The sequence below is a fragment of the Agrobacterium sp. CFBP 3001 genome (assembly GCF_027871605.1).
Classification (GTDB): Bacteria; Pseudomonadota; Alphaproteobacteria; order Rhizobiales; family Rhizobiaceae; genus Agrobacterium; species Agrobacterium leguminum.
Map to the genome: position 1 here is coordinate 244,640 of NZ_JAQAHD010000003.1, position 13,163 is coordinate 257,802.

Here is a 13,163-nt window from a genome sequence, read left to right on the forward strand (position 1 = left end):
TTCGTGGCTTGAAACCGCAAAATCCTCTAAATCCGAAAGCCAACTGGTTCAGAACCCCATTCGGGTTCCGACAGGTCCTGAATCGGTCCGATGTTTCTGCCGACAAACTGCACGGCAGGAAAGCCGTTTTCCAACAGATACCGTTCAGCGTTTTCATCGCCCTTCAACGCCCTCCGCACCTGCTTGTCCGGAGCGCCGGTGAAGAAGCCCAATTCCAGGTCACGCCCTTCAAGGCCGAGGTAGATCATCGATCTGACGACAAGATCATAGGCCACGCGATAGACGTTCAACGGGGCGGTTAAAATCTGGCTCTCTTCCACCAGCCCGTTTTGCGCCATGCTGGCAAAGCTCTGTTGGACGCTGTCGGTATGCTTGATCTCGAACCGGACAAAGTCCGAATTCCGCTTTAGCGTCCGACCGATTGCACGGTCAAAGGCCAGCGCACCGAATTCGGGATCGCTGAATACGAGCGCTATCTGGAAGGTGCTGCCTTCGTCGTCACCGTTCTCATCGTCAACTTGTGTGACATAAGCGCCTTCAAAATAGAGGTCCTGGGTCTGATCGACGACGAGCGCCTCTTGGCGGCCAAGATGGATGTAGACGGTTTCATCACCAGGCAGCACCAAGTTCCGGAGGTTAAAGGCCGAGACGTCGTTCTTGGGCAACTTCGGGATCAAAGCGGAGACGTCGAAGATCGAGCACTCGTCGCTTTTGAGCACAGATTCCGCAATCTTCTCAAAAATTTTGGCGCGAGCCTCCATGTCCGCGACTTGCTCATCAGTTGCGCCCGACTGTTCCGAAGCGTCGACCCACCTTGCTATAACTCGGCGTTGGCAGTCCAAACTGGGATCGGTAACGGCGATGTTCATCTCGATGGCTGCTTTCGCTTGAGCTGAGCGTTCGTATTGGGTCGCTTCGATAAACAAAGTGCGAGCCGGGTGAGGAAGGTAGTCCATTTGGGCGCTCCTTTAGGGAAGCCCAATTTTGTATTTGCGAATGCAAGGAACAACGAAGCCGCAGCCTCGACCACACGAGTCAAGGGTTCGTCGTTAACGACAACCTCAAGCGCCTTCTCAGAGAGTAGTTGTTGGTCGTTAACTTTTCCATCAGACGCCGTCTCGGAGCAGTGTCCAACGGGAGCTACTAGGAGTGATGGTGCGACGCCTTCATGCAAAAGGGCGGGAATGTCATTCTTCCCGCTGAGAAGAACCAGTACCTTCAACGGCTTCCACAGCTATACGACATCAGCTTGAGAATGCTTGCGATGGAAAACACCAATTCCTTAATGCGCGTTGCGGTAAGCCCACCGGCACACCCTACAAGCGAGAGTTCTATGGTCGATCCCGATGCCTCAGAAAATTCATGATCGCTGAAACCCGCCCCAGTGCATGATACTGATGGATTGAAGAGGGAAATTGTTGCGCCCGACAAGAACATAGTGGCCGATTTCGTGGGACGCGTTTATTTCGTTGATATGTGCTTGCATTGCCAGGTTCGATTCTCGTGAGGTGCAAGCTAGCTGAAATGTTCTTATCAAAGCACGAGTTCAGTGTGCAGATAGGTCACCGCCGAAAGCTGCGAGTGCGATGCCATAACTACACCCCCTGTTTCTTGGGGGCGGGCGAATGAGATGTCGCCATACAATTGGTGACGGGCCTCATTAGGTCAGCGATGCTGCGAGCCAACGATGCTCAAATACTGAAAGCTTATCTGAACCCTTGTCCACTGCATCTTGGAGTTTCCTCAACAAAGAAGCACGATCATCACCAACCGAATAAAAGCGCTCCGAAATCTGGATCGGTATTCCTTCCTCGTCCAGGTTTTTGAGTTCTTCCGCTCTAAACCAGCGGCTAAGTTCTCGAAGAAAGAGACTGTAGTCGGTTTGCGGCGAGTAGGCTTTGGCGAAAAGCTCAACAAGGGCAAAAACCTGCGGGAGCCCATACTCACACGCTCGTAAAAACTTGAAGACGTTATCGAATTCGGTGTCTTCTCCTCTGAAGTTATCGTTGAACCAAAGTAGGAAGTCTTTCAACTCGCGGTGCTGACGCAGGCGGCTGATGAAAAGCGTAAGCTGTGAAGCCGATACCGCGCCAAATTCACGAGGTCGCTTTGTGGTGCAGGCAATCTCGACAAGTGCGAGTATTGACTTATAATCAGGATAACCAGACCACGCCAGACGGGTCGATCTTCTTCGAAACTCGGATGCGATCTCCCGTCGGAGGGCATGCGCTACATCCAGACCAACGCTCGCTGCCAACCTCAAGCCTTCACTGTCGAGGCCAAGGTCGTCGCGCAGATTTGCTACTCGTTCTTCCACCTCCTCGTTCGTATCATCTTCGTCCAAGTATACGACATAGCTATCCGGAGCTTCGTCATCCTCTCCAAAAAGGGTCGGTGATACTTCCATCTCCTCCCGAACAGGAGGCGAGTTGAACAAGAAAACTTGCCCGACATGATGTTGGCCCAGTCGCCCGGCTCGACCACGGATATTGGAGAATGTAAAGAAGTCATAGCTCGTCCTGTTGATCTTTTTATCGTAAATCAGGACTGTTTTCGCGGCAGTGTTCACGCCCTCAATCAGGGTAGATGTGCAGAACAAGACTGGGAGACTGCCCTCGTTGAACATCCGAACCATTTGCGATGCAATAGCTCGCGGAATTCGCCCGTGATGAACGCCGAATCCAAAACGCACGGTTTTCACCAGCGACCAATTAGACCCGACGTTGTCGTTGAGCCAGTCCGCAAAATCCGAACTATCATCTGAAACCGCAATTTCATCGCTGGCCTCCTTTGCGATCCGGTTCGCTTTATCCGGAGCTGACACGAAGACGAGTGCGGGCCAATTTCGGTCTTCGCCGATCTCCTCAAACAGGCGTTCCTGTTTGTTATCAATCCGCGTTAGATCAAAGGTATCGACTGCAACCGTGGAAAATCTGGTTCTTATAAACTCAAACTTCCATTTGCTGTCGTTACTGACCCTTACATTGTCGATGTTTGGCCCTAGAAAGAAGAACTGTTTAGACTTGCTGAGCAGTCGATAGACGGCCGCATTCAATGTAACACTCCGGTCATCCTGTCGCGCGGGATCGAGCTTGTAGAACTCATCAACGACGGTCAAATCAAGCGAGCCGAGGTCTGTGCGGCTGATAAGGCGTTCTTGGGTCCCAAGAAAGATCGCGGGTTGATCTTTTGGAACAACATCGCCGGGATGCATGATTATTGAAAATCTGTCTTGAAACCGCCGCCGCAAACGCCGTCGGAATTCGTCAAGCAAAGCGATTGTCGGCAGAATAATCGCCACGCGACGATATCGACCGGTCGCCAGCAAAGCGTCGATCAAGAGGCTTTTCCCGAAGCTCGTCGGAGCACTCAGGATAACGTTTTTTCCGGCAAGAACGTCATTCAGGATGCCAACCTGTTCTCGGTGCAAGGTTATGTCGCCCAACTCGGGAACAGTGACACTTTCCGCCAGCAGCGCGTCTGACGTATCGGCCTTATCTCGGTCAATGTAGTTCCAAAGACCGGTGCTGCGAGCCAAGGAGCTAAAGGGTTCCTTAAAAGTTTCCAATTCTGGGCGGTCGTTAATGACATCAGCCAAACGCGGCACGAATTCTAGAAGTGTTGGCTCGTCCACTTCCGAAATCTGAATTGCCAGCGACGCGCTTTGAAGGAGGTCGAACACTTTCCTTTGAAGTTCCGTCCCGCCGAGAGAGCTTAGCATTTGCCAATCAGGTCGCGGCAGAGTCATGGGGACAGCCCCTTCAAGCGTTTATCGAACGCCTCGGCTAGCGAGTCCTTTGATGCCAAGGGAACATAGATAAGCTGGATGGTGATTTTTTGGTTCAGGCCGGAGTCGACAACTTTGGATGCAAGGATGTCTATCTCCTTGACGACCGCTGCCGAATACGACTCACAATGCGTCTCGTGACCACCGACAGCGTAGCTGTCGCAGGCGATACAAATCGGAAACACCGCCGACTTGAATAACTCGTCCAGCGATGTTCTTGAGGATAGTAGCTTCCGAATTTCCGCCCAATACGGAACATCTTTTGAAACTTGCGGACCTAAAATCAGCTTTTCGTTGTTGAGAAATCCTTGATCGATATGAGCTTCTACCGAGGAAATAGCGGCACGTATCGCATCATCGGAATCCTTATAAAACTTCGCCTCGCCGAGCCATATCTCGAAGCTCGACGTGTCGAGGGGACGGACGTGGACCAAATCGAAAGACTTCACGACTTCGTTAGAAGAAGTAAGATAGAAAACTCGGGGAGCAAGCGGAATTGTAGAGAAAAAATCACGACATACCGCATGTAAGAGTATCTCCCCGATTTCTCCTCGCTTTCCGTAATTCTCGGTTGAGTATATTCTTGCGGCGGCTTGCTTGAGCCGTACATACATATTGCCGTGCGACCCAGAAAGCTCTTCCTCCTTTAACGCGTAGTCCGCGATCCAATCGATCAAGTGATCCGCAAGTGCGTTGCATCGCCACGCTTTTAGCTCAAAACCCGCGCAATAGCTGCTCTTCGACATAATCGCCGAATCTGTACTGATCTGAGTGAGGAGGCGTTCCGGTTTATCTGCATAGACAGTCATCAAATTGCAACACACTTTTGGCGACTATAGCGCGAGTCGAAGGATCACGACTCAACCTTATACTAATATCGCTTAATTAGAAGATTATCGGAATCGTACATCTCGTCATGCGGTTATGAGCCGCAAGAGATCAGCGAAGGCGGGAACACTACAGTGCTCGTATTAGCTCGGATTCCAGCCTACGGCGGATTGCAGCCCGCAGTTTGCCAATTTGGCGTGCGATTGGCATTCCCAGTGCTCCCATCGTCTTCGACGCGCGCTTGGCGTATGTAGTAAAGGTCCAGGAGCGATAATCGGCGGCTTTGAGGTGGAAGTCTTCGACCGATCCGAAGGCCTGGATCACCTTTTCAACATTGGTCAAAGCCATAATGTCGTTGATTGGCTTGCCTCGATATCGCTTCACCTGTCGAATTGCCGTTGCTCTGCACACCGACGCGATTTTGCGATGGAGATTGCTCATCGTTTTGTCGCGGATATACGCACACCTCCCATCATATCGGAAGCCAAGATATTCAAAGGGTTTGTTCTGCATCTGCTTGCCGTCTTTGTCGGTGGCCTTAATCGTGCGAACTGCCTGGCCGTCGCCCTGAACATCGAACCGATGGATCGCCGATTTTTCCTCCTTGATCAGGAGCCCTTTGCCATAGGTGGCTATGGCCCCTCGAATTTCCTTCTCTAGCTGAACTGCGTCAGTTTCGGAAATCGGCGCAATGACCAGAATGTCGTCGGAATAGCGGAAGAAGCAGCCGCCAAGCTCGTCACAAGTGTCTCGAAGGTATTTATCGAATTCCAGAAGGTAGGCATTTGCCAGAAGATCGGACAACGGTGCGCCCTGCGGGACCCCCATCCCGAGCTTGTTGACCTCTATGATCGATGTTTGGGTAGCGGACCGAGCGATCTTTTCCCGAAAGGTCCTCCCGTCACATAATTGAACAGGGATATCCTTACGAGCTTTCAGATAGCCCGGTTTAACTTTGCCGTTGCGATCCGATTTATCGCCATAGTATCCGAGGCGTGTGTAAGCTTTAACGACGTCCACGAAAGCATAACGCGTTATCGCTCGATATACCGTGAAGTGATCAGCTGGAAGTTTCGACACTTCCAGCAAGTCAGCCCATACGCTCTGAAGACGATTGTGGTCGAGGGTTTCGAAAAAGCTGCTGATATCGAGCGCTATGGTGCAGCAATTGCCTTGGGTCTGGATTGCCTGGACAGCGGAAAGCGCAAAATCGATATTGCTCTGCCCGCCACTGCCGCTGGACTTTGGTATCCGACGATATGCAATGACGGAACTCGACAATCTTTCGGCCTGAAGTATTGCTTCATAAGGCGCAGATAGAAGGTATCGGTAATAGGAAAATATGCAGCTATCGAGCCGGGCCGCAAACCTTATAGGACGATCTTTCCGCTTCCCGTGCTTGCCCTTCTCGGCGAATTGCGTCCAACCCTCATCGTACTTTAAGAATGGGTAGAACGTGTGGGTCACGACCCGGGCCGGGTCCGTAGCAATCGCCTCAGCTTCTGCAGCATCTATGACCGGGTCGAAGTGCGGATAGCGTCTGACGGAAGCAGTCCATGCCTTCACGATGGCCCTCAAAGGCGAGAGGGGGCAAAAGAACCGATGTGCTTTCGGTTATCCTCTCGCCCCCGACTGTTTAGAGCGGGTATTGAATACCCTTTCGGCACAAGTAGTCGAGATAATGGACTATATTAGCTGCATGTACGATTGCTCGTCATGTACCTTGAGCGTCCAGCTATACCTGGAGGTCCGGATGGACATCATGGCATACCTGCTGGCGGCCTTCGGGCTTGACAGCTTCAAGTAACTCTCCGCCCCCCAAGGTTACCCCTCGTGACCGGATAGATCGAATATTGCAAACGCATTCGCCGATTTCAAGAACAAGAATCGAGATATCTTATTTATACACAAGTAAAACTTCGGTGAGACATGTGCGCTGAACTCCGCAAAAACTAACCAAGAGAGGCCGCGCCATCCAGGATGAGCATATATGGCAAGTTTAATCCGTGGGAACAGGGCCTCCCCGGGTCAAAAACGCTCGCGCTTTATCGGAAACCTGAGACGGAGAAATATGGACTGAGAAACGGTCCTTTCCATCCGTCACAGTTACTTTTCCTCCACTGCGGAGGATTTCGAAAAAGCGCCTCAGATCACCTTCTGCTGGAATAATAATCTCTTCCCCGGTTATGTTTCCGCTGGAGCCTTCCGATGGTGAGGGATGCTCGTCTTCAGTCATTACGGCCTCCTAAATGAACGAATATGGCCGGGCGATTTCCGATAAAGCGAGGTTAACTCCGCTTTAACTATAAATGTGGAGCGTGCTCATATTTTCACGTGAGCGTATTTCCATGGCTGCAGGATACATTCTCGACACATGCGTCCTAAGCGAAACAAGCAGGGCCAGACCTCACCCAGGTGTCGTCCGTTTCATTGAAACGGCCTCAAATTTGTTTATTCCAGCTGCCGCAATCATGGAGTTCCAACAGGGCATTACGCAGCTTTGTTCCCGCGATCCGGTGAAAGCGGTGCAATTGACGCGGTGGTACCAGAATCTAATGACGTTGGGCATGCCTATCCTGGAAACAGGGAAAGAGGTGGCCGAAGCTTGGGGAACATTAGCTGCCGATCCGAAGCTACGCAATCTCATCGTTTCTCATCCCGGTGCAAAACGTCTCAGACATGGGCAGGACCTTCATGTTGCCGCAGCAGCTCTGGTACATAGAACACCTATTGCAACTTTCAATACGCGAGACTTCCTTCTTATCCACAGCTGCTACCCACTCCCGGGAATCTATAATCCCCAGACCGACACGTGGCATACCACCAACCCACATGAAGCTTCCCTCGAAAAAATTGGGACCAACTAACGGTACCGCTGGATTCAAACTATTTGAGATTCCGAAGGAATTGAAACGGCGATGTTTTTCTCCAGGTCGATAACGCGTTCAGGGGAGAGAAAGCCGTTCGCGTCTAGTTCCGTCGCCAGCATCTCAAGCAGGGCTCGCTTTCTTTTCAGGATGTCCTTCGCTCTCTCAAATTGGTCCGCCAGGGTCTTTTCCACTCGGACTCGCAGACCGGCATCGTGCAGCCTGATCCTTTCGAGTTCCTCATCGCTCTCAGCCTTGCTGTGAAGGAACGTTGCCCCCATCCCAAGCTTGGCTTCAGCATAGGTTGCAATGCGCGTGGCGACGGCGAGGTCGCAGTTTTCTCCTCCGCCCGCCCCGTCGCTTAGGTCTCCCAGGCATAGTTGTTCTGCCGCCAGGCCCGCCAGCATCACTGCAACACAATTTAGATAGAATTGTTGGTTGCGACGAGCCACGGGGGGAATATCGAAATGAGCAGCGCCGCCCATCTGATGCTTCAGGTCAGGGCGCACGAAATCCGAAATATCAGTACCCAGGTAGGTGCCGTATTTCAGTTGAGTACCAACAACTGTGTGCCCGGCTTCATGAACTGCGATAGCCCAACGGTGGTCACCAGAAATTTTGACCGTTTCCGGAAGTCCTGCCTTCAGGTCTTCCAGCGTGAGCTGCCGCTTATCCCGCCTTGCCAGCCTCCGCCCATCGCGAACAGCTTTTGCCAAATCGGCACCTGTCATACCTTTGGTGAGCGGTCCTAGAGATGCTAGTTCAGAAATCGGGATGCAGTGGTCCGTCAATTGGGAAAGGATCGCAATCCTGTCTGGAACTGATGGCAGTGGAATCTGAACATGTCGGTCAAGTCGACCTGCGCGAATGATTGCCGGGTCAATGCGATCAATATTGTTCGTCGCACCCACCACGACAACACCTTCTCTTCCATCCAATCCATCCAAGCATTCAAGCAGCGCGTTCACAACTTGAATGCTGTAATTAGCATTGTCGTGGTCGAAACTGTCCCGTGACCCGAAGGAATCAATTTCATCGATGAACATAATAGACGGCGCATTGCTACGGGCGCGGTCGAAGTCCGCTCGCATCGCCTTAAGTAGGTCGCCCAGATGCCCCCTGCTTTGCCACCGTCCAAGTGATGATGCGACCAAGAGAACATCGCATTGTTTTGCAAGCGCGTTGGCGAAAATGCTTTTGCCAACGCCAGGAGGACCGCTAAGCACGATGCCTTTATCCACATCGCCCCAGTCGATCTTTCCAGCCTGCCAATCGGCTAGATCAGTCGCAAGCTGCATGCCCCATTCTTTTGCCGAACCATAGCCGTACATATCCGCAAGCATCGGCGTTTCAGAGGCTGGCCGCATCTTATTTTCGTTCACCTCATTGCTTGGCGCGGCAAACGGAGTTTCCCTCAAGCGTCGCATTGATTCGCTGATCGAACGTCTCGGACGAAAAGCTGCCCAGAGGTGCTCACGTGGATAGCTGAGTGCAATGATGGCTTGCTCGTCCGTCATAGGGAGACGCAACACAGCCCTCGATGCAGCTTTTAGATCGTCGGGCGTGATGGGGGGAATGTCGATCACCATGTCTGCGGAGAGCCGGATTACCGAAGGCAACTCAACACCTTTCTCGATCACAGCGATGACGCGTTCCCTTTTATAGCACTGGTAGTAGTCGTCTTCGAACTTCGATGATTTATCTTTCAGATTGATGAGAATGCAGCCTACATCATCGCTTCTGTAGAACCGGTCCTCTTGGGTAAGGTGTTCGAAAACAGACGCTCTATATTCAGACGGGGGATATCCTTCAGGTGTCACAAGGACCAAAAAGCCAGGCCCCCCTGCTGCAAACAGGGGATGCTCCCTGATAGCGCGGGTGATGATGCTGTCGAATACGTATTGGCGCATCGATTGAGGCGCACGGCTATGCTTTTTGCTGCGTGACATGGTGATCCCTTGGCGATCTAATATTAGAATACGTGATTTATCGGGAGAACTTGCGGACGCTGGTGTCAGGCCCTAGAAGCGCGGTATCGAGATCGATCTCGATAAACCGGGCTAAAATCATATTCGCCAGCGCGCATATCGGCTGGCTCTCCCTCATCATCTGCAAGCACTCTGAAAACGTGAGGGAACCCTCATCTTCAAGCGCGGAAAGCAACCGGATGCGGTCACCGAGACGGACCTCGGTCCCGGCGTAACGAAGCAGGTCTTTGCAATTTTTCAAGCGGATCGGATCAATGTCGCCGCGTGACAAGGTTTGATAAGTATAGTTCTCTGCGCGGACGGCTTCAGAAATCCAAGGCGGAGGACGATGTTGCCCGATAGCATCGATTACCAAGATATCCTGAGATCGTTCGGCAACGAAATCAGGGCGATACGTGTCCACGCCCTGTCGAAACTCCAGGGACCGGCAGTTCCAGCTCGAAACTGCGTCTTCGAATTCCAAAAGGCACGCGACATCACGCGCCAGTTGATCTCTGGCGATGAAGCGTCCTACGCATCGGCTGAATTTGGGCTGGGAGAAGATGGCTGACGACTTACGTGACGTCCTGCCAGAAGGCAACGGCTGGATACTCATCTACACACTCGAATACTCGCGATTAATCGAAGCCTCTGACGAGGCAGCGGATTAACGGGATATTCGTATGATGTGCAGAGGTGCGTTTTTCATGATTAGAACGAATAGAGAACAAAAACCGCCGCGTCAATGTTTTTTTTGAGAAGGCATGCGCACCGTAAATTATACCCCGACCGCCTTCACTAGAGCGTCCTTCAGTTCAGCCGTGGTCAGACTTTTCACGTGCTCTCTGCTGTAGTAGAGCACGTCACCATCCACTTTCAACGCGGTCCTGATGTCGCCGCTTGGCTGCAGCGCCAGCCGTTCTAGCCTGGCACCGGTCGCTGGGTCGGAAAAACAGATATTAACTATCGCCCCCTGAATTGCCCTCACGATTGGATCGATCATTTGTGTTTGTCCGGAATGCGCAGCTTGCAGCTTCCTACTAAATGGCCATTGATGGCCCCCGCGAAATGCCTGTTGAGGCTTCAGCAAAATACCCATTCTTTCCCCTTCCACGATAGGAAAAAACGCTTTTGCTCAGGTGTGTCCTAAGGGTTAAATCAACGCTCAAATGTCGCTACCCACTCCCCAGATGGCGATCTGGAAAAACCGAGCTTATTATGAAATGGCTTGGAGTTTGGAACATTCGTCTTGATGGAGGCTATGCAAATCACGCCTGGTCCAGAAGAGCTTTTTGCGCACTCACCAAGGTTTACGATATAGTCCCCCTCCTTTTTCTTTTCCCAGACCATTCCCATCGAATTCGTCGCTTTGACGTATGCTCGCGCTGCTTCTTGCGGAGTTGGTAAATCTGCCGTCTGCGCTATAGCTGCGGCGCTCCAGGCGATACCGATAATTACTCCAAGAGCAGATGTTCTCATGTTCATTAACACCCCTTGCGCAGTGCTGTTTAAGCTGGTCTACCCAATACTAATATCGTGGCCTGCGATAGCGTCCTCGGTTTGAGATCGTCTATGATGTTTAATGACACGCTAATGGAGCGAAGTCTGATTTTGGCCTAATGCGGTTGTCCGGAGCGGGTCTCCCTATAAAGATATCAGTGCAACGATACCGGTCTCGGGAGGCAATATGCATATTGGCTTCAAAACGGGTTCTTCAGTCGATCCTCTCCGACGAAACTGGGATGGAACTGCTCCTCGTCCTTTAGTCTGGACGGCATGGTACCCTGCACATGAAGGATCAACTGCTCATATCCCCGGGAAAAGTCGTGGTTTCGGAGAGAGCCCGTCGCCGTCGATGCACCTATAGTTCGCTCAAACGAACTATTGCCGCTGGTCCTCCTGTCGCACGGAAGCCGAGCCATACCGCGCGCCCTCAGGGATCGGCACGGCCGACCCATCTCGTCCTACAAGAAAACTTATCCGGTTGCGAATGAAGTAAAGGCTGGTTTCCTGTCGGGCGGCATGGGGCCCATCCTTTCTCAGATCGCCTCGGGTAGCAATGCTTCGGTTGCCATTTCCTGAGCAAGAAGAGTAGACCGCCGCTTTGCGAGTGTCTCGCGATAGTCCTGCGCCTCGACGTCCTTAAAGAACGGGGCATCTGGAGCCAAGCGCTTAACGGCCGTCTCGACCTCGTCCAGCGTCGCCTTGAAGAATTCCTTCCGGTAATTCTGGGCATTCACTCGCACGGGCTCAAATTCGGCATGCAGAGCACGCTCCAGTCCCGGAGCGTTGTCGCTGTAGATGATGGCATGAGTATCGAAAACAAATGGAACGCTGGCGTCCCCAAGCTCGCGGATGCGGTCTGCCGGATCGAGACGGCGCGTCAGACCGATCTTCACGACGTCACTGCCGAACGAACCGACGTTTGAAATGATATAAACATACCCCGAACGGGTCTTCTCAGCCATCGCCTGTGCACGTTCAAACTTTGCATGCGCCTCCGCTAAGTCGCGTTCCAGCATCTCAATCTGGGTATTGAATGCTTCAAGTTTCGGACCGACCGCGCTCTCGGCTTCGGCCTTAGCCTTGTTGAGAAGACGCTGATAACGAGCCTCCTCCTCTTCGGCACGCTCCATGTCGCGGATGAGTTTCTGCTCTTCCTTGGCTGCCCTAGCCAATTCCGCCCGTTCTTCTCGTTCGGCCTTGAGTTTCTCCCGGTACTCGTGTGTCAGGAACAACTCCTGGAACTTTAGTTTCAAATACAGTTCGGTAATCGAAACATGGTTGGACTCGTTCAACTTGTTGATCTGGGTGAAGGCAGTCGCGATGCGTTTTTCCATCGCGTTGACGTTGCTCCATCGACAATTCGCTATTGCGGCCTCGCACTCGTTATTGAAGGCTCGGAGCGTCAACTTGATGTTCCGATTGGTCATCGTTTGGCCTTTTGAGGTACTTCCTTCGACCGTCCACGCGGTGGGGCACACGGCAGCTGTTTTGGCCGTCACCATCGCCTTCTGCGAAGCCCTCACGATTTCAATATTGCGCTTATACTCTTCGCTATCGTTAAATTCGAAATGCGGCTCGTAAACGCCCATCTCCGCAAACGCCAGCTTCTCGTCGAAGACGGCAACTTCCTTTATCAGGCGATCATAGGTGGCCCGCTTCTCTATATAGGAGTTGCGTAGATCATCTATCTTCGCCGTCTCAACCTTCACCTGTGCCTGAAGCTTGGACACCTCTGCATCGACATCGAGGATGCTCTTAAACCGATCTTCCAACCCCGTCACGCGCTCGGCTAAAACGACCTTTTCCTCGTGAGTTTTACGTCCCAGTTCCATGGCTTTCAAGAGTTTCGCGTTCGTGTCGGTCAGTTCACCGCTGAGTTGGGTGGCTTCAGTTGTGGCCTTCCTCGCTTTTCGACGCTGCTTCCACCACAGCACCAAGAAAACCAACATTGCCACCGGAATGACCAGGACGAAAGTAACGCCTATTGCGACTGCATATTCCGGACTCATTGATGCTCCCCAGCCCTTAAAGACTGCAGATTACCGTTCTCGTTGAAAAATTCTAGAGAGTACAATCAGACGGTGGATAAAAGTGCCCCGATATCTGGCTCAGCTAAATTGGAGCTGAAACGACCAAACGGTAATATTAAAGAGATACCAAAGGAGACTGCGAGTCGCTGACGCGCGCGCCGACCGGGCGGCGATTCAA

At 52.2% G+C, this 13,163-nt stretch carries 11 protein-coding genes; 1 reads left to right on the forward strand and 10 read right to left on the reverse strand.

The genetic code is table 11. From position 1 onward, the window contains the following. Window positions 1-26 precede the first annotated feature (26 nt). The 5 genes from PH605_RS06515 to PH605_RS06535 form a co-directional block, all read right to left on the reverse strand. The gene (locus tag PH605_RS06515; protein WP_142844721.1) at window positions 27-956 is read right to left on the reverse strand and encodes a hypothetical protein; all 930 of its coding nucleotides are present in this window, start codon (window positions 954-956) and stop codon (window positions 27-29) included. Window positions 957-1,660: 704 nt separating this feature from the next. Continuing rightward, a complete protein-coding gene (locus tag PH605_RS06520; protein ID WP_142844722.1) occupies window positions 1,661-3,748 on the reverse strand; it encodes a DEAD/DEAH box helicase in 2,088 nt (695 codons plus the stop codon). Further along, window positions 3,745-4,596: a HamA C-terminal domain-containing protein gene (locus tag PH605_RS06525; protein WP_137004905.1), complete on the reverse strand. Its 852-nt coding sequence runs from the start codon at window positions 4,594-4,596 to the stop codon at window positions 3,745-3,747. Before PH605_RS06525 ends, PH605_RS06520 begins: the two co-directional genes overlap by 4 nt. 148 nt (window positions 4,597-4,744) lie before the next feature. Then, a complete protein-coding gene (locus tag PH605_RS06530) occupies window positions 4,745-6,181 on the reverse strand; it encodes a reverse transcriptase domain-containing protein (protein ID WP_237680912.1) in 1,437 nt (478 codons plus the stop codon). A 433-nt stretch (window positions 6,182-6,614) separates the two neighbouring features. Next, on the reverse strand, window positions 6,615-6,851 hold the full coding sequence (locus PH605_RS06535) for a hypothetical protein (protein WP_142844724.1): 237 nt from the start codon (window positions 6,849-6,851) through the stop codon (window positions 6,615-6,617). 112 nt (window positions 6,852-6,963) lie between these two features. Between PH605_RS06535 and PH605_RS06540 the strand changes: the two genes are divergently transcribed. After that, window positions 6,964-7,482, forward strand: coding sequence for a PIN domain-containing protein (locus tag PH605_RS06540; RefSeq protein WP_161987819.1), 519 nt, complete (start codon window positions 6,964-6,966; stop codon window positions 7,480-7,482). Window positions 7,483-7,496: 14 nt separating this feature from the next. On the opposite strand, the gene PH605_RS06545 is transcribed toward PH605_RS06540, so the two are convergent. The 5 genes from PH605_RS06545 to PH605_RS06565 form a co-directional block, all read right to left on the reverse strand. Then, window positions 7,497-9,431, reverse strand: a complete 1,935-nt coding sequence (locus PH605_RS06545; RefSeq protein ID WP_142844726.1) for an AAA family ATPase — start codon at window positions 9,429-9,431, stop codon at window positions 7,497-7,499. Window positions 9,432-9,468: 37 nt separating this feature from the next. Further along, window positions 9,469-10,065 carry a hypothetical protein gene (locus PH605_RS06550; protein WP_142844727.1) on the reverse strand — a complete coding sequence of 199 codons (597 nt, stop codon included), beginning with the start codon at window positions 10,063-10,065 and terminating at the stop codon, window positions 9,469-9,471. A 162-nt stretch (window positions 10,066-10,227) separates the two neighbouring features. Then, on the reverse strand, window positions 10,228-10,548 hold the full coding sequence (locus tag PH605_RS06555) for a hypothetical protein (protein WP_142844728.1): 321 nt from the start codon (window positions 10,546-10,548) through the stop codon (window positions 10,228-10,230). Window positions 10,549-10,607: 59 nt separating this feature from the next. Then, window positions 10,608-10,934, reverse strand: a complete 327-nt coding sequence (locus PH605_RS06560) for a hypothetical protein (protein WP_142844729.1) — start codon at window positions 10,932-10,934, stop codon at window positions 10,608-10,610. A 554-nt stretch (window positions 10,935-11,488) separates the two neighbouring features. Then, entirely contained in the window at window positions 11,489-12,964 is a 1,476-nt protein-coding gene (locus tag PH605_RS06565; protein ID WP_142844730.1) for a DUF4041 domain-containing protein, read from the reverse strand. Between the last annotated feature and the right edge of the window lie 199 nt (window positions 12,965-13,163).